This is a genomic window from Streptomyces cyaneochromogenes (assembly GCF_003963535.1).
Classification (GTDB): Bacteria; Actinomycetota; Actinomycetes; order Streptomycetales; family Streptomycetaceae; genus Streptomyces; species Streptomyces shaanxiensis.
The window spans coordinates 8702948-8720455 of sequence record NZ_CP034539.1; the positions used below are offsets into that span (position 1 = coordinate 8702948).

A 17508-nucleotide genomic window follows, 5' to 3' on the forward strand; every position below is an offset into this window, starting at 1 on the left:
CAACGGCCTTCGATCTCAAGGAGTTCCAGGCATGAGCCGCTTTTCCCAGACGGATCCCGAACTCACCCACCGCCTCACCAGACGAGGCATGCTCGGGGTGGCGGCGGGCAGTACGGCCGCCGCCCTGCTGGGCGCCGCCGCCCCGGCGACCGCAGCCACCGCCGCAGGCACCGCGTCCGCCACCGGCACAGCCTCCGGCACCGCCGGCCGCGGCCGCCCCGTCCTCCCGCCCGGCCGCCTCGGCATCCAGCTCTACAGCCTGCGCGACAAGGTCTCCACACTCGGCTTCGCCCCCGTCTTCGCCGAACTGGAGAAGTACGGCTACGACGAGGTCGAGTTCGCCGGATACACCCAGGGCTCGGCCGGTCCGATCACCCTCGCCCAACTGAAGCGCCTGGCCCGCAACCACGGTCTGAACCCGATCGGCAGCCACGTCGGCTACTACTCCAGCGATCCTGGCGCCTACACCTTCGCCCAGAACCTCACCAAGGTCCTCGACGACGCCCAGGCGCTCGGCCTGAAGCACATAGGCACCGCCTCCGGCCCGTTCCGCTACGGCTCCACCGTCGACGCCTGGAAGCGTGCCGCCGAGGAGTTCAACACCTACGGCGCGGCGGCCAGGGCACGCGGCATGAAGTTCTACCAGCACAACCACTCCGAGGAGTTCTCCTTCGCCACCGACGACCCCAAGGTCCGCCTCTACGACGTGCTGCTCGCCGAGACCGACCCCGACCTCGTCTACCTCGAAATGGACATCTTCTGGGCGTACTCGGGCCAGTTCCGCTTCTCGCAGCGGCCCGACGGCACACCCGCCCCCTTCGAGCCGCTGGACTACGTGCTCAAGCAGCCTCACCGCTACCCGCTCTTCCACGTCAAGGACGGCGTGAACGACCCGGCCAACCAGTACGGCTACCGCATGGTCGACGTCGGGGACGGCGACATCGACTACAAGCGGTTCATCTCCGCCGTCACCAGACTGCGCGGGCAGCGATTCGCCCACCACTGGCAGGCGGAGCACGACAACCCGAGCGAGTCCTTCACGTTCGCCCGCCGTTCGAGCGAGCACCTGCACTCGCTGCGGGAGAAGTGCTGACGGCCGTGACGGCATGAGGAGGCCCTCCCCGCTTGGGGAGGGCCTCCTCATGTTCGTGCCGATTCAACTCGCTGGATGTGGAGTCGCCGCGCGCCCGGGCCGGCGCAGCAGCAACGCGATCGCCGCCGCCACCATCGACACGCCGCCGGCCAGCGCGTACGCGCCGTCGTAGCCCCAGGCCATGACGACCATGGAGCGCAGGCCGCCGCCGAACAGGCCGCTGATCAGCTTGCCGCTGTAGACGAGGCCGTACTGCGGCCCCACCGGTCGGACAGCCAGCCCACGACGCCGCGGCCGATGCCGTTGATCACTGCCATCACGCCCATCGACGACGCGGCGACCAGCGGACCGAAGCCCACCTCCTTAGTCGACCTGGAACGAGATGCCGAAGACGGACACTCCGGCGGTCAGCACGACGGAGAGCCACATCAGGGGTAGTACGACCGTCCTGATGGCCTCACGGGGTGTGTACTGCTTCACCGCCGGAGGGTTCCTGGCCAGACTCGCCGCGTTCTTCTGGTTGCCCGTGCACGTCAGCGGATCGACGTCCGCGGGCCACCAGTTCTTCGGTGGGTCCTTGAAGAAGAACGCGCATCCGAAGACGACGATCACGATGTCGAACCCGTAAGGACGTTGTTCATGTGCGAAAGGGCGAGGAATCCCAGCAGGCACATGCCGGAGCCGATGTACATGGCCGCACGGGCCGTCAGGATCCCCTTCTCCCGCAACCAGCCCGCCGGGAAGGCGATGCCGGCCTGGAGGAACACCCAGACGCTGAGGATCCGCGTACGGATCTGCCGTCATGTCAGGCCATGTCCTCGCCGAGCGGTCGTGGGTTGGGAACGATGCGGCTGTCTTCCTTGTCGCGTCCCGGCGGGCTGAGGAACAGCGCCACGCAGCCGGCGAAGAGCGAGATGGAGCCGGCCAGGATGAAGGCGCCGGAGTGTCCCCAGGCACTGACGACCACGGCACCCATGCCCGCGCCCAGACCGGAGACGAGCTTGGCGCTGTAGACCATGCCGTAGTTGGACGCGTTGTTGTTCTCGCCGAAGTAGTCGGCGGTGAGCGCCGCGAACATCGGGAAGATGGCGCCGCCGCCGAAGCCGGAGATCGAGGAGAAGATCAGGAACAGCGGAAGGTTCTTGGCCTCGGCCGACCAGAGGATGCCGTACTGGGACAGACCCAGGATGACGCACACGGCGAGCAGACACCGCTTGCGGCCGTACAGGTCGGACAGCCAGCCGATGACACCGCGGCCGGTGCCGTTGACGATCGCCTTCAGGGACATGGCCGTGGCCACGATCCCGCCCGCGAACCCGGCTTCCTCACCGATGTCCACCTGGAAGGCGATACCGAAGATGTTCACGCCGGACGTGCACGCCAGACAGAACCACATCAGGGCCACCCGGCCGGTCTTCCACGCCTCCTTGGGGGAGTACTGGCGAACCGCCGGCGGGTTCATCCGCAGCGACCGTGCCGCGCGCGGGTCGGCGGGCGGGTTGAGCGGATCGACGTCTGCGGGCCACCAGTTCTTCGGCGGGTCCCGGAAGAAGTAGCCGGAGAACGCGACGATTCCGGCGAGGAAGACACCCACCGAAACCAGCACCCAGCGGAAGTTGGTGAGGTCCATGTAGCCGGTGAAGAGGAAGACGAAGGGCACGGAGCCGTAGGCGAAACCGCCGTTGACGAAGCCGGTCTTGCCGCCCTTGCGCTCCGGGTACCACTTGCCGACCATGTTGACGCAGGTGGCGTACACCATGCCCGCGCCCATGCCGCTGAACATGCTGAAGCCGATGTAGGCGACGACGACGTGCGGCGCGAAGGCCAGTGAGAGGTAGCCCATCAGTGTGCCCGTCGCACCGAGCATCATCGCCCAGCGCGCCGGCAGTTTGCCGCTCTCACGCAGCTTGCCCGCGGGGAAGGCCACCGCGGCCTGGAAGAAGACCCACACGGTCATCATCCAGAAGATGTGCATGCTGTTCCAGTGATGCGCCGTGTGCAGGGTGTCCTCGGCGGACGCGAACGCGTACTCGGCCGAGGAGATGCCCATCATGCCGATCCAGGGCAGAATCACCATCCACTTGCGTTTGCGGCCCATGATGTCGATGTCGGACTCGCCGACGCGATAGACGCGTCCGTTCTTGTCGGTCACCTCCCGATAGGCGGCGACCCGTGAAACGTCGGTGGTAGTCACGTTGGTTGCACCCCTTGCGTCGAAAGCTCTGGCCAGCGCCCCCTGTCCAATGCCTTTCGTGCGCGCACGGGTCCCGGGGCCGGCCGACGCGCACCGTCGGCCGGCCCCCACCGCCTCACCTCATGAACCGCCCCCCAACATCCCGCCCGTCTCCCACCACCGCCCTAGCGGAGGGGCCTTCGGCCCCCAGCCTTTCTGCCGCCCGCGCCCAGCGGTACTTGGCACCGAGCACGGCCACCGGCTTCTCGGTCGTGTACGGGTACGCCACGACCCCCCGCTCGTAGAGGTACTGGCAGGCCTCCTCGACCTCGACGTCCCCCGCGAGCGACGCGACGACGGGCTTCTCCACGCCGCGCTCCCGGAATTCGGCCACCACGCGCGCGGTGAGCTCCGCGAAGACCATCGGGGGAGTGACGATCGTGTGCCAGTAGCCCAGGACCAGCGCGTGGATGCGCGGGTCCTCCAGACCGAGCCGGATCGTCGCCTCGTACGTCGACGGAGGCTCGCCACCGGTGATGTCGACGGGGTTGCCCGCCGCCCCGAAGGGCGGGATGAACTTCCGGAAGGCCTCGTCGAGGTCCGGCGGGATCTCCATCAGGGACAAGCCGTTGTCGGTCACCGCGTCCGACAGCAGTACGCCACTGCCGCCGGCCCCGGTGATGATCACGACGTTGTCGCCCTTGGGGGCGGGAAGTACGGGCAACGCGCGCGCGTACTCCAGCATTTCGTTCAGCCCGGGCGCCCGGATGACACCGGCCTGCTTGAGGATGTCCTCGTACACGGCGTCGTCGCCGGCGAGGGCTCCGGTGTGCGAGCCGGCGGCCTTCGCGCCCGCGGCCGTGCGGCCCGCCTTGAGGACGACGACCGGCTTCTTCGGTACGGTCGCCCGCGCGGCCTCGACGAAGGCGCGCCCGTCCTTGAGGTCCTCCAGGTGCATCGCGATGCACTCGGTGTGCGGATCCTCGCCGAACCAGGTGAGCAGGTCGTCCTCGTCCAGGTCCGACTTGTTGCCGAGGCCCACGATCGCCGACACGCCCGTCTTGGTGGTCCGCGCGAAGCCCAGGATGGCCATCCCGATGCCGCCGGACTGCGAGGTCAGCGCCACCCCGCCCTTGACGTCGTACGGCGTGCAGAACGTGGCGCACAGGTCCTGCCACGTCGAGTAGTAGCCGTAGATGTTCGGCCCGAGCAGCCGGACGCCGTGCCGCTCGGCGATCTCCACGATCTCCTCCTGGAGTTCGTGCTCGCCGGTCTCCGCGAACCCGGAGGGGATCAGCACGGCGTTCGGGATCTTCTTGCTTCCCACCTCCTGCAGGGCCGAGGCCACGAACTTGGCGGGGATAGCGAAGACCGCCACATCCACCTCACCGGGAACGTCCGTGACACTCTTGTACGCCTTGCGTCCCAGAATGTCATCGGCCTTGGGGTTCACCGGATGGATGTCCCCGGCGAAACCGCCGTCGATGAGGTTGCGCATGACCGAATTGCCGATCTTGCCCGGTTCGTTGGAGGCCCCGATGACGGCGACCGACGACGGCTGCATCAGTCGGCGCATGGAGATGAGGATCTCGTCGCGCGAGTAGCGGCGGCGCGGCTTCGCGGGCGCCTCGGAGAGGATCACGCGGATGTCGGCCGCGACCGCCCCCTCCGCGGTCGCCATCACCGGGTTGAGGTCCACCTCCGCGATCTCCGGGAAGTCCGCCACGAGCTGCGAGACACGGCGGATCTGCTCGGCGATCGCCCACCGGTCCACGGCCGCCCGGCCGCGCACCCCGCGCAGGATCTCCGCCGCCCGGATCGAGTCCAGCATGGACAGCGCCTCGTCGGCGGACACGGGAGCGAGCCGGAAGGTGACGTCCTTGAGGACTTCGACCAGTACTCCGCCGAGCCCGAAGGCGACGACCTTCCCGAACGTCGGGTCGGTGACCGCGCCGACGATGACCTCCTGCCCCTCGGGGAGCAGCTCCTGCACCTGCACGCCCGCGATGCGGGCATCCGCGTTGTACGCGCGCGCGTTGTCGATGATGTGGTGGAACGCGGTCCGTACGTCCGTCGCCCCCTCGACGCCCACGATCACGCCGCCCGCGTCGGTCTTGTGGAGGATGTCGGGCGAGACGATCTTCATGACGACCGGCCCGCCGAAGCGCGCCGCGTACGCCACCGCCTCGTCGACGTCCGTCGCGAGCTCCTCGCCGGGTACGGCGATCCCGTACGCGTCGGCGACCACCTTGCCCTCGGGCGCGGTCAGCGCGGTGCGTCCCTCGGCCCGCACGGAGTCGAGGAGCGTCCGCACCCGCAGGACGCGGTCTTCGGCCATCACGTCAGATCACTCCGTTCGACTTGAGCAGGCGCAGCTCCTCGTCGCCGAGGCCGAGCTCGCCGATGTAGACCTCTTCGTTGTGCTGGCCGAGCAACGGTGAACTGCTCACCTCGACGGGGGAGTCGGAGAGCTTGAGCGGGCTTCCGACGGTCACGAACTCGCCCCGCTCCGGGTGCGGCACGGTGACGACCATCTCGTTGGCCACCAGCGAGGAGTCCTCGATGATCTCCTTGGTCGACAGGATCGGCCCGCACGGGATGTTGTGGGCGTTGAGCCGCTCCAGCACCTCCCACTTGGGCAGGGTCGAGGACCACTCCTCGATCAGCTGGAACATCTTGTTCAGCTTGGGCAGCCGGGATTCCGGCGTCGCCCACTCGGGGTCGTCGGCGAGTTCGGGCCGGCCGATGAGCTCACTGATCGGCTGCCAGCCGACGGGCTGCACGATGACGTACACGTAGTCGTTCGGCCCGCCCGGTGCGCACTTGACCGCCCAGCCCGGCTGACCGCCGCCGGACGCGTTTCCCGAGCGGGGAACTTCCGTGCCGAAGTCCTCGTTCGGATATTCAGCAAGCGGCCCATGTGTCAGGCGTTGCTGGTCCCGAAGCTTCACCCGGCACAGGTTGAGTACAGCGTGCTGCATGGCCACGTTGACCCGCTGCCCACGCCCGGTGTTCTCGCGCTGGAACAGAGCCGCGAGAATCCCCGCCACGGCGTGCACTCCGGTCCCCGAGTCCCCGATCTGGGCTCCCGTCGCCAGCGGCGGCCCGTCCTCGAAACCCGTGGTCGACATCGACCCGCCCATGGCCTGCGCGACGACCTCGTACGCCTTGAAGTTGGTGTACGGGCCGTCCCCGAACCCCTTGATGGAGGCATAGACGATACGCGGATTGATCTCCTGGATGCGGTCCCAGGTGAAGCCCATCCGGTCGACCGCGCCCGGTCCGAAGTTCTCGACCATGACGTCGGAGCGCCGGATCAGCTCGGTGAGGATCTCCTTGCCGCGCTCGGTCTTGGTGTTCAGGGTGATGCTCCGCTTGTTGCAGTTGAGCATCGTGAAGTAGAGGGAGTCGACGTCCGGGAGGTCACGCAACTGCTTGCGCGTGATGTCACCGGTCGGCGCCTCCAGCTTGACGACGTCCGCGCCGAGCCAGGCGAGCAGCTGGGTCGCGGAGGGCCCGGACTGGACATGGGTCATGTCCAGGACGCGGATGCCTTCGAGAGCCTTGGTCGGCGTGCCGGTCATGGAGGCCACCTCACTTGTACATGGTCTGGTTCATGGTTCCGGGGGCGTACGCGTCCGGGTCGACCCAGACGTTGATCAGCGACGGCTTCCCGGACTCGCGCGCGCGCCGCAGCGCGGGGCCGATGTCGGCGGGGTCGCGGACCTCCTCGCCGTGACCGCCCAGCATCTGCGCGAACTTGTCGTAGTGGACGTCGCCGAGGGTGTTGCCGACCCGCTCGCGCTCCAGGCCGTACTTCTGGGCCTGGCCGTAGCGGATCTGGTTCATGGAGGAGTTGTTGCCGACGATGCCGACGAAGGGGAGGTTGTAGCGGACGAGCGTTTCGAAGTCCCAGCCGGTGAGGGAGAACGCGCCGTCGCCGAAGAGTGCGACGACCTCCTTGTCGGGCCGCGCCTGCTTGGCCGCGAGCACGAACGGCACCCCGACGCCGAGCGTGCCCAGCGGGCCCGGGTCCATCCAGTGCCCGGGCGACTTGGGCTGCACGACCTGGCCGGAGAAGGTGACGATGTCGCCGCCGTCGCCGATGTAGATCGAGTCCTCGGTGAGGAAGTCGTTGATCTCGCTGACCAGCCGGTACGGGTGGATCGGTGAGGCGTCCGACTTCAGGCTGGGCAGCCGCTTCTCCAGGGCGGTCTGCTCGGCCGCGCGCAGCTCGTCGAGCCACTCCTTGCGCTTCGACGCTCCCCCGTTGACGCGACCTGAGGCGGCTTCGGTCACCGACTTCAGCACCAGCCCGGCGTCGCCCACGATCCCGAGGTCGATGTCGCGGTTCTTGCCGACGGTGCGGTAGTCGAGGTCGATCTGCACGACGGTCGCGTCCGGCGACAGCCGCTTGCCGTAGCCCATGCGGAAGTCGAAGGGCGTGCCGACGATGACGATGACATCGGCGTTGGAGAAGGCGTACCGGCGGGACAGCTGGAAGTGGTGCGGGTCGCCGGGCGGCAGCGTGCCGCGGCCGGCCCCGTTCATGTACGCGGGGATGTTGAGGGTACGGACGAGTTCGATGGCCGCCTCGGTGCCGCGCGTCGTCCAGACCTGGCTGCCGAGCAGGATGGCCGGCTTCTCGGCGTGGACCAGCAGGTCGGCGAGCTTCTCGACGGCCTCGGGGTCGCCGGCCGAGCGGGTGGAGGCACGGTAGGCGCCCTGCTTGGGCACGCGTGCCCTGCTCACCGGCACCTTGGCGTCGAGGACGTCGCGCGGGATCTCCAGGAAGGAGGGGCCGGGTGCGCCGTGGTAGCACTCGCGGAACGCCATCGACACCATGTCCGCCGCGCGCGCCGTGTCCGGCACGGCCGCCGCGAACTTGGTGATCGGCGTCATCATGTCGACGTGCGGCAGGTCCTGCAGGGACCCCATCTTGTGCTGGGTGAGGGCGCCCTGGCCGCCGATGAGCAGCATCGGGGACTCGGCGCGGAAGGCGTTGGCGACACCGGTGACGGCGTCGGTGGTGCCGGGACCGGCGGTGACGACCGCGCAGCCGGGCTTGCCGGTGATGCGGGCGTATCCGTCGGCGGCGTGGGCGGCGACCTGCTCGTGGCGGACGTCGACGACCTCGATGCCCTCGTCGACGCAGCCGTCGTAGATGTCGATGATGTGGCCGCCGCACAGCGTGTAGATGCGGTCGACCCCCTCGGCCTTCAGCGCCTTGGCAACGAGATGACCACCGGATATGACGTCCTGGGTGTCGTCGGGCATGGCGAAGTCCTGTCCCTTCGTAGGGGGTTGGAACGGCTCTCGCGGTACATTGCATACAGTCGACGAATACTGTATGAACCTTGTTATCCCGCATCCGGTGGGTGGTGTCCAGGGGGCGTGCGGCACTTTTGAGTCAGGAGCCGGAATGGACCTGTACGAACACCAGGCAAGGGAACTCTTCGAGGAACACGGCATCTTGGTGCCGCGGGCAGAGGTGACGGACTCGCCCAAGGAAGCCCGCGAGATCGCACGCCGGCTCGGCGGCCGTGTCGTGGTCAAGGCGCAGGTGAAGACCGGTGGTCGAGGCAAGGCGGGCGGTGTGAAGCTCGCCGCGGACCCGGCGGCCGCCGAGATCACGGCGCGGCAGATCCTCGGCATGGACATCAAGGGCCACACGGTCGGCAAGGTGATGCTGGCCCAACCCGTGGACATCGAGACCGAGTTCTACGTGTCCTATGTACTCGACCGCGAGGCGGGCGGCTTCCTCGCCATCGCCTCCGCCGAGGGCGGCATGGAGATCGAGGAGGTCGCCGCCACCCGGCCCCAGGCCGTCGCCCGTATCCCCATCGACCCGGCCGAGGGAGTGACCTCCGCGAAGGCGGGTGAGATCGCCAAGGCGGCGGGACTGCCACCGCAGACCGTCGACGTCCTCGTACGACTCTGGGAAGTGCTGGTCCGCGAGGACGCCCTCCTCGTCGAGGTGAACCCTCTGGTGCGCACCGGGCAGGGCCAGATCCTCGCCCTCGACGGCAAGGTCACCCTCGACGACAACGCCCGCTTCCGCCAGACACGTTGGGGCACCGACGGCGTGGAGCACGACGACGCACTGGAGGCGGCGGCCGCTGCCAAGGGCCTCAACTACGTCAAGCTGGACGGCGAGGTCGGCATCATCGGCAACGGCGCCGGACTTGTCATGTCGACCCTTGACGTCGTCGCCGGCTGTGGCGCCCGGCCCGCCAACTTCCTCGACATCGGCGGCGGGGCGTCGGCCCGGATCATGGCCGACGGGCTGTCCGTGATCCTCTCCGACCCGGCCGTGAAGTCGGTCTTCGTCAACGTCTTCGGCGGGATCACCGCGTGCGACGCGGTCGCCGAGGGCATCGTGCAGGCGCTGGACAGCGTCCAGCTGACCAAGCCGCTCGTCGTGCGCCTCGACGGCAACAACGCCGCCCGCGGCCGCGCCGTCCTCGACGACCGTGCCCACCCCCTGGTCCAGCAGGCCACCACCATGGACGGCGCCGCGCTGCGGGCCGCCCGACTCGCCACCACAGCCTGAGCCGCCGCAGCCTGAGGAGACATGACGACATGGCCATCCACCTCACCAAGGAGAGCAAGGTCCTCGTCCAGGGCATGACCGGCGGCGAGGGCATGAAGCACACCCGGCGCATGCTCGCCGCCGGCACGAACGTCGTCGGCGGAGTCAACCCGCGCAAGGCGGGCCGCAGCGTCGACTTCGACGTCCCCCAGTGCCTCAAGGGTCTGGGAAGTACCCCCATCGCCGTCCCCGTCTTCGGCTCGGTCGCCGACGGCATACGCGCGACCGGCGCCGACGTGAGTGTCGTCTTCGTGCCGCCCGCCTTCGCCAAGGCGGCCGTCGTCGAGGCCGCCGACGCCGGCATCGGACTCGCCGTCGTGATCACGGAGGGCATCCCGGTCCACGACTCGGTCGCCTTCACCGCATACGCGAAAACGCGCGGCACCCGCATCATCGGCCCCAACTGCCCCGGCCTGATCACCCCGGGCCAGTCCAACGCGGGCATCATCCCGGCCGACATCACCAAGCCCGGCCGCATCGGCCTGGTCTCCAAGTCCGGCACGCTCACCTACCAACTGATGTACGAGCTCCGTGACATCGGCTTCTCGACCTGCGTCGGCATCGGAGGCGACCCCGTCGTCGGCACGACCCACATCGACTGCCTCGCCGCCTTCCAGGACGACCCCGACACCGAACTCGTCGTCCTCATCGGGGAGATCGGCGGCGACGCCGAGGAGCGCGCCGCCGCGTACATCCGCGACCACGTCACCAAGCCCGTCGTCGGCTACATCGCCGGTTTCACCGCACCCGAGGGCAAGACGATGGGGCACGCGGGCGCGATCGTGTCCGGTTCGTCCGGTACAGCGGCGGCGAAGAGGGAGGCGCTGGAGGCGGTGGGCGTAGGGGTCGGCAGCACGCCCACCGAGACCGCGCGCCTGGTGCTGGAACGCCTGGGAGCCGGGGCGTGACGTCACTCATAGTCGGCGTGAAGTCACTTTCAGGCGTTTGCGCGCACCGCTGACTTCCGCCGTGGCCATGTACCACCGCCCGCCCGCACGTCCCCATTTCTCTCGACCGTGCACCGAGAGCGGAGAACCGAATGGCAACCACCCTCACCCTCAAGGCCGGTACCTCCTGGTCCGACGCCTGGCAGCGCTGCCTCGCCGTCGCCCCGGAGGCCTTCCGGGACGACCGTGTCCTCAACCTCTGGAACTCCACCTGGCAGGCGGACGGCCGAGCTCTGCCCGCCACCAGCCCCGTCGACGGCAGCCCGATCGCCGGCCCGCCGCGCCTGGACCGGGCCACCGCCCACCAGGCCGTACGCGCCTCGCTCGACCAGCACCGCGCGTGGCGGCACATCCCCCTGGACGAACGCCGGGCCCGCGTCGCGGCCACCCTCGACGCCCTGACCCAGCACCGGGAACTGCTCGCCCTGCTTCTCGTCTGGGAGATCGGCAAGCCGTGGCGGCTCGCCCGGGCGGACGTCGACCGGGCCATCGACGGCGTGCGCTGGTACGTCGACGGCGTCGAACCGATGGTCGCCGGCCGGGCCCCGCTCGACGGTCCGGTATCCAACATCGCGAGCTGGAACTACCCGATGAGCGTGCTCGTTCACGCAGTGCTGGTACAGGCACTGGCAGGCAACGCGGTCATCGCCAAGACCCCGACCGACGGCGGCGTCGCCTGTCTGACCCTGGCCTGCGCGCTGGCCGCCCGCGAGGGAGTTCCCGTCACCCTCGTCAGCGGCAGCGGAGGCGAGCTCTCCCAAGCGCTGGTGCGCGCGCCCGAGATCGGCTGCGTCTCCTTCGTCGGCGGCCGCGACACCGGCGCCGCGGTGGCCACGGCCGTCGCCGACCTCGGCAAACGACACGTACTCGAACAGGAAGGACTCAACACCTGGGGTGTCTGGAACTACACGGACTGGGATGCGCTGACGGCGGTCGTCCCCAAACTCTTCGACTACGGCAAACAGCGCTGCACGGCGTACCCGCGCTTCGTCGTCCAGCGTGAGCTGTTCGACGAGTTCCTGGCGGCGTACCTCCCGGCGGTGCGCACGCTCAGGGTCGGCCACCCCCTAGCCGTCGAACAACGGGACGACCCCTACCCGCAACTGGACTTCGGCCCGGTGATCAACGCCGCCAAGGCCAAGGAACTGCACGACCAGGTCGCCGAGGCGATCGACCGCGGCGCCGTCCCGCTGCACCGGGGCAGGCTCTCCGACGCCCGCTTCCTCCCCGGCCAGGACACCTCGGCGTACGTTCAGCCGGTCACGCTGCTGAACCCGCCGCCGTCCTCCCCGCTGCACCACGCGGAGCCGTTCGGCCCGGTCGACACGATCGTCCTGGTGGACACGGAGGCGGAACTGCTGGCGGCGATGAACGCGTCCAACGGCGCGCTGGTCGCCACGCTGTCCACGGACGACCGCGCGACGTACGACCGCCTGGCCCCGCAGATCCGCGCGTTCAAGGTCGGACACGGCAGGCCGCGCTCCCGCGGCGACCGCGACGAGCTGTTCGGCGGCTTCGGCGCCTCTTGGCGAGGGGCGTTCGTCGGTGGCGAACTGCTGGTGCACGCGGTGACGCAGGGGCCGGTGGGGGAGCGGTTGCCCGGGAACTTCCCGGACTACCACCTCATGCCGTGAGGGGACCGGCCGGGACCGACCGGTGGTGCCCGCCTGCCTCGTGCTCGTGCCACCGGCCGATCCCGGCCGTGCGACATCAGTCGATCTCACCCGTGCGTGACCGTGGGATCACTGGAGGTGAAGCCCTCCGCTCGCCCGCTCTCTCGGCTCGCGTCGACCGTCCGACGGGCGGATATGCAGGTGAAGGGCACTCCGAAACCTTGGTATTGTTGTCCATGTCGCCGAGGGGAACACCCCCGGCAAGGCGGCAGACACCTAGTCCGGGTGGCGGAATGGCAGACGCGCTAGCTTGAGGTGCTAGTGCCCTTTATCGGGCGTGGGGGTTCAAGTCCCCCCTCGGACACTCTCTGCGGAGACAGAAGAACGAGGGCCCCGACCTTGCGGTCGCGGTCCTCGATTCGTTTTCGCCGGTGATCGTTTCCTGATCGGGGCGCCCCTCTTCATCAGAGTCCGACAGGAACGCCCCAGCCGGCCGGAGCTCGAGCGGGCGCGACATGGCACGGTCGACCCCCAGGGGCCTCGCGTACATGTCACCAACCGTGTGCCTGCCCCGGCCGCTCCGGGAACGTCCCTACTTCGGCGCTGCGTTCAGGATCTCCGACAGTTTCGTCATGCCGCGGGACGTGTGGGACTTGACCGCGCCGACCGAGATGCCCATGGCCTCGGCGATCTCGCCTTCCTTCAGGTCCATCCAGTGCCGCAGGACGAGGGCCTGGTATTGGCGGCGGGGCAGCGCTCTCAGGGCGGTGACGACCGCCTGCTGCTCGTTGCGCCGGATTGCCTGGTGCTCCGCCGAGTGCACCAGCGGTTCCGCCACTTGATGGTCGGCGTAGCGGCGGGCGACGATCAGGCGTCTCACCCTCATGCGGCTCAAGTTGCGCACGGTGGCGCGCAGATAGCCGACGGCGCTATTCATGGACTGTAACTCGTCCCAATTCTTGTACAGCTGGAAAAATGCCTCGGCGACGATGTCCTCGGCGTCCGCGTCCGCTCCCATCCTTGCGGCGAGCCGCAGCAGGTCGGCCTGGCTGCTGGAGAAGAGAAGCGCGATGGTCGTTGAACGCTCAGGTTTATTCACGGTACATGGGGTACGTGCTGATGTCATGCCTTGGCGACCAGCTCTCGTAAGTGCCCGCGCCCCCGCGGGCGGGCGACTGCGCGATCATCATGCCATGGGGTTCATCGCCCCGGACGAGGGAATTTTTGGACGCTCAGTTCTCGGCGGAATAAGCGGAACCAGGTGATCCGCCTTCATTTATCATTCGCAATTCGGACATGCCGGATCATGATGATCCGTGGCGTAGATCACTCTTCTGACTGTGCGTTCGCTGTAAACCGTCTGTGGGGCTCGCGCAACCAAGAGATGTCATGAAGTGCAAGAAGGGCCGCCCATGTGAGGTGAGTGTTCGGGCGTGCCGAGAAGCGTCGCCCAGTGAGGGATCGGGCGAGTGAAGCCCGCTTGTCGAGCGAGTCGAGTGAGAGCGGGCACGGGGAACTGAGCCGTTCTTTACGGCTGCACGGGGGATATTCATGAAAGGCAAATGGCCCATCGCCTTGGAAGCGGCGGCCATATGGACTCCAGAGGGGCGCGAGACCGTCGCCGCGATGGTGGCCGCGGGCCGGATCACGGCCGAGGAGAGTGAGGGGCTCGGGCTGACCGCCGTCCCGGTGGCCGACGTGCCCGCACCGGACATGGCCGTACGGGCAGCGGAGCGCGCGCTCGAAGCGGCGGGTCGCGGTGCGCGGGACATCGGTCTGGTGGCGCACGGCTGGCTCTACCACCAGGGACACGACTTCTGGTCGCCCGCCCACTACATCGCCGACCGGATCGGCGCCCGGACCGCGTTCCCGGTCGGTGTGCAGCAGTTGTCGAACGCCGGCGCGGCGGCCATCGGGATCGCCGTGGACAAGCTCGCGGCCGACCCGCGGCTCACGGCTGCCCTGGTCACCACGGCGGACCGCTTCTGCCCGCCGGGATTCGACCGGTGGGCGGCGGACTACGGAGTCGTGTACGGAGACGCGGGCACCGCGGTCCTCCTGCGCCGCTACGACCCGGCCCGCTCCCGTGCGACGCTGTTGCTGCGATCACTCACCTTCGTGACGGCGGCCGAGTACGAGTCGATGTACCGCGGACGCGACGCCTTCAGCCCAGCGCCTCTGTGGCATGGTGGTCGTGTCGATGTCCGTAGGCCCAAGAAGGCCTATCTCGAGATGCACGGCGGAATCGCGCAATTCAGCGAGTCGGCACGAGAATGTGTGCGTTCCGTGCTGTTGCAGGCACTTGCCGAGGCCGGTGTCGAGCCGCAGGACCCCCGGATTCGCTGCGTGGCGTTGCCGCGACTGAGTGACGGCGTTCTCGAGATGATGTACCTGCCCGTTCTCGACGGACTGGTGTCGGGCGGCGTCCTGCGTGAGCGCGAGAACAGCGGACACCTCGGTGCAGGTGACATGCTTGCCAATCTGGCCCACATCTCCTCGAATTCCGAACTTCACCCCGGTGATTTCGCAGTGGTGATCGGCGGTGGCGGCGGATTCACCTGGTCCTGCGCTGTGGTGGAAGCCGTCCAGTCGCCCGCTTCTTTCTAAGTTTCGCGTTTTCTCACAAACGTATGAGAGGTCAGTCGTGCCTGAAAGACGAACCGAAGTCTATGACGTCGTCATAAATGGGGCGAGTGTCGCAGGTTGCGCCGCAGCGATTCTCTACGCGCGACGCGGGGCACGAGTCGCACTGCTGGAACGCCGTTCCGGCATGAGCGCCCACAAGGTGCTGTGCACCCATTACATCCAGGCTTCCGCCTACCCGGTGATGGCCGAGCTGGGGCTGGCCGAGGCCCTCGACGGCATCGGAGCCGTCCGCAACTCGGCGGACTACTGGACGAAGTGGGGCTGGATCAAGCCCGAGGCGGAGACGGGCCCCGGGGTCCTGCCGCACGGCTACAGCGTCCGCCGCGAGTCCCTGGACCCGCTGCTTCGGCGCATGGCAGCCGAAACCCCCGGCGTGGACCTGAAGCCGGGCCACACGGTCAACGAGCTGATCGCCGAGGGCGACAGGGTCGTCGGCGTCGCCGGTACGAGCGCCGAGGGCACCTTCGCCGTGCGGGCCGAGCTCGTCGTCGGTGCCGACGGCAAGGACTCCACGGTCGCCCGCCTCGCCGGAGCCCCGGCCGAGACGGCGGACAACAACCGATTCAGCTACTTCGCCTACTTCCGCGGGATACCTCACCCCGAGGGCCGCAGGTCGGCACGCGTCTACTACCTCGATCCCGACAACGCCTACGTCATGCCCAACGAGGACGGCGTCACGGTCATCGCGGCCGTGCTCTCCAAGGCGCGGCTCGACGAGTTCCGGGACGACATCGAAGGCGCGTACCGCAACTTCGTACGCTCGCTGCCAGAGGGTCCCGACATCGACAAGGCCGAGATGATCTCCAAGGTCATCGGCACAGTGAACTATCCGCTCATCTCCCGGCGGCCGAGCGGCTCGGGCTACGCGCTGATCGGCGACGCGGCCCTCACCAGCGACCCGCTGTCCGCCGTGGGCTGCGCCTGGGCGATGCAGTCGGCCTCCTGGCTGGTCGGAGCGACGAGTGACGCGCTGCTGGGGAACGGCGAGCTCGACACCGCCCTCACCGCGTACACCGAACGCCACGCCATGGAAACGGGTGCGCACCATCACCTCATCGCCGACTACGCGCAGGCACGGCCCTTCAACGAGATCGAAGCGTTCATGTTCGAGGCCGCGGCACGCGACAGCCGCCTGGCCCAGCACTTCCACACCTTCGGCTCGCGCCTGATGACCCTGGAGGATTTCATGGCGCCCGACGTCGTCGCCCACGCGGAGAAGGTGAACGGCTGGAGCCTGTCCGAGGAGACACTGCGCTCCCTCGCCGAAGGGCCACCCGTGGCCGAGGCGCACACGGCCGGCCACGGCACCACATCCGCGGTCGCCGGCACCGAGGGAGGTGCCCGATGACTCCGCCGACGACGGTCCGCACGCACCGGGAACTCTGGGACGCCTGGTCCCAGCTGTGGAACGGTGACTACGCCCTCGCGGACGACATCCTCTCGCGCACCATACGGGTCAACATTCCCCAGCACGGCATGCCCGACGCCGAGACCCTCTGCGACGGTCCCCGGGTCGCGTCGTGGATCGCCGCGTTCCGCTCGTCCTTCGACGACGACGCGGGCATCACGGGAGAACTCGGTCCGTTCATCGTGGGCGACTACGCCATAGGCCGCTGGGTCTTCCGGGGCACCTGGCAGGGAGGACGCCCGGCCACCGCCACCGTGGCCCCGGGAACCGAGGTGGAGTTCCGGGGCGTGGACATCCTGCGCTTCGAGGACGGCCGCATCGCCGAGTACTGGCTCTCGGACGACCAACTCGACCTCTACGCCCAACTGGGCGCCATCGGCGACACCTCCACCGTTCCCGACGCGGAACCGGCACCCGGACAGCTGCGCCGGCGGGTGGCCGAACTGCCCGAGGAAGCCGGACGCAGGCTGCTCCTGGAGCAGGTGCTCGACGCCGCCGCCGATGCCGCGGAGAGCGAAGAGCTGCGCGGGGCTTCCGGCGACGAGAGCTTCCTCGAACTCGGTGTCAACTCCCTGGTGGCCGTGGCACTGAGCCAGGCGGTCAGTGAACTGGCAGGACTCTCGCTGCCCCGCACGATGGTCTTCGACCAGCCGACGCCCCGTGCGCTGGCCGACCACCTCTGGATGCGGCTCACCCACACCCACGACGGCTCCTCCCCGTCGGCGCGAGACGCGCTGAGCAGTCTCGAGATCGCCGCAAGCGAGCTGACGGACGACAGTGACCCGGACGGCGCGATCCGCGCAGAGCTGGTGAAGCGGCTGAACGTCCTGCTCGGCCGACTGGATCCGGCCCCGGGTTCCGGCACCGGAGCGCAGGGCCTGGAGTCGGCGTCGCCCCAGGAGCTGTTCGCCTATCTGGACTCCAGGCTCAAGCCGGCCGAGAACGCTGGTTGATCCCCGGGGCGCCCCGCTCCGCTGCGGGACGGGCCGCCCCGACCCTTCATCACCCCACCATGCCTAGCGAAGAGAAGCCGAGC

12 protein-coding genes, 1 tRNA gene and 1 pseudogene are annotated in these 17508 nt (G+C 68.7%); 8 read left to right on the top strand and 6 right to left on the bottom strand.

Annotation, left to right across the window (positions count from 1 at the left end; genetic code table 11):
* Positions 1-31: 31 nt before the first annotated feature.
* A complete protein-coding gene (locus tag EJ357_RS39370) occupies positions 32-1093 on the top strand; it encodes a sugar phosphate isomerase/epimerase family protein (RefSeq protein WP_126396417.1) in 1062 nt (353 codons plus the stop codon).
* A gap of 63 nt (positions 1094-1156) precedes the next feature.
* On the opposite strand, the pseudogene EJ357_RS39375 reads toward EJ357_RS39370, so the two are convergent.
* From EJ357_RS39375 to EJ357_RS39395, 5 genes and pseudogenes are all read right to left on the bottom strand, one after another.
* A pseudogene (locus EJ357_RS39375) lies at positions 1157-1875 on the bottom strand (MFS transporter); the annotation flags it as partial.
* A 23-nt stretch (positions 1876-1898) separates the two neighbouring features.
* Entirely contained in the window at positions 1899-3287 is a 1389-nt protein-coding gene (locus EJ357_RS39380) for an OFA family MFS transporter (RefSeq protein WP_175647678.1), read from the bottom strand.
* A gap of 115 nt (positions 3288-3402) precedes the next feature.
* Positions 3403-5604 carry an acetate--CoA ligase family protein gene (locus EJ357_RS39385; RefSeq protein WP_228472748.1) on the bottom strand — a complete coding sequence of 734 codons (2202 nt, stop codon included), beginning with the start codon at positions 5602-5604 and terminating at the stop codon, positions 3403-3405.
* Positions 5605-5608: 4 nt separating this feature from the next.
* A complete protein-coding gene (gene frc / locus EJ357_RS39390) occupies positions 5609-6850 on the bottom strand; it encodes a formyl-CoA transferase (protein WP_126396418.1) in 1242 nt (413 codons plus the stop codon).
* A 10-nt stretch (positions 6851-6860) separates the two neighbouring features.
* Positions 6861-8543 (bottom strand): thiamine pyrophosphate-binding protein, encoded by a 1683-nt coding sequence (locus EJ357_RS39395; protein ID WP_126396419.1) that lies wholly within the window; start codon positions 8541-8543, stop codon positions 6861-6863.
* Positions 8544-8688: 145 nt separating this feature from the next.
* On the opposite strand from EJ357_RS39395, the gene sucC reads away from it, so the two are divergent.
* The 4 genes from sucC (at position 8689) to EJ357_RS39415 (ending at position 12782) form a co-directional block, all read left to right on the top strand.
* Positions 8689-9819 (top strand): ADP-forming succinate--CoA ligase subunit beta, encoded by a 1131-nt coding sequence (sucC, locus tag EJ357_RS39400; protein ID WP_126396420.1) that lies wholly within the window; start codon positions 8689-8691, stop codon positions 9817-9819.
* Between the two features lie 29 nt (positions 9820-9848).
* A complete protein-coding gene (gene sucD / locus EJ357_RS39405; protein WP_126396421.1) occupies positions 9849-10766 on the top strand; it encodes a succinate--CoA ligase subunit alpha in 918 nt (305 codons plus the stop codon).
* 131 nt (positions 10767-10897) lie between these two features.
* Entirely contained in the window at positions 10898-12439 is a 1542-nt protein-coding gene (locus EJ357_RS39410) for an aldehyde dehydrogenase family protein (protein WP_126396422.1), read from the top strand.
* 258 nt (positions 12440-12697) lie between these two features.
* Positions 12698-12782, top strand: a tRNA-Leu gene (locus EJ357_RS39415).
* Between the two features lie 228 nt (positions 12783-13010).
* Here EJ357_RS39415 and EJ357_RS39420 read toward each other — a convergent pair.
* Positions 13011-13517 (bottom strand): sigma-70 family RNA polymerase sigma factor, encoded by a 507-nt coding sequence (locus EJ357_RS39420; protein ID WP_228472749.1) that lies wholly within the window; start codon positions 13515-13517, stop codon positions 13011-13013.
* 452 nt (positions 13518-13969) lie between these two features.
* Between EJ357_RS39420 and EJ357_RS39425 the strand changes: the two genes are divergently transcribed.
* The 3 genes from EJ357_RS39425 to EJ357_RS39435 are packed head-to-tail and all read left to right on the top strand — an operon-like array spanning position 13970 to position 17425.
* On the top strand, positions 13970-15025 hold the full coding sequence (locus EJ357_RS39425; protein WP_126396424.1) for a 3-oxoacyl-[acyl-carrier-protein] synthase III C-terminal domain-containing protein: 1056 nt from the start codon (positions 13970-13972) through the stop codon (positions 15023-15025).
* Positions 15026-15062: 37 nt separating this feature from the next.
* A complete protein-coding gene (locus EJ357_RS39430; protein ID WP_126396425.1) occupies positions 15063-16412 on the top strand; it encodes an NAD(P)/FAD-dependent oxidoreductase in 1350 nt (449 codons plus the stop codon).
* Positions 16409-17425: an ester cyclase gene (locus EJ357_RS39435; protein ID WP_126396426.1), complete on the top strand. Its 1017-nt coding sequence runs from the start codon at positions 16409-16411 to the stop codon at positions 17423-17425. The genes EJ357_RS39430 and EJ357_RS39435 overlap by 4 nt, the downstream gene beginning before the upstream one ends.
* Positions 17426-17508 lie beyond the last annotated feature (83 nt).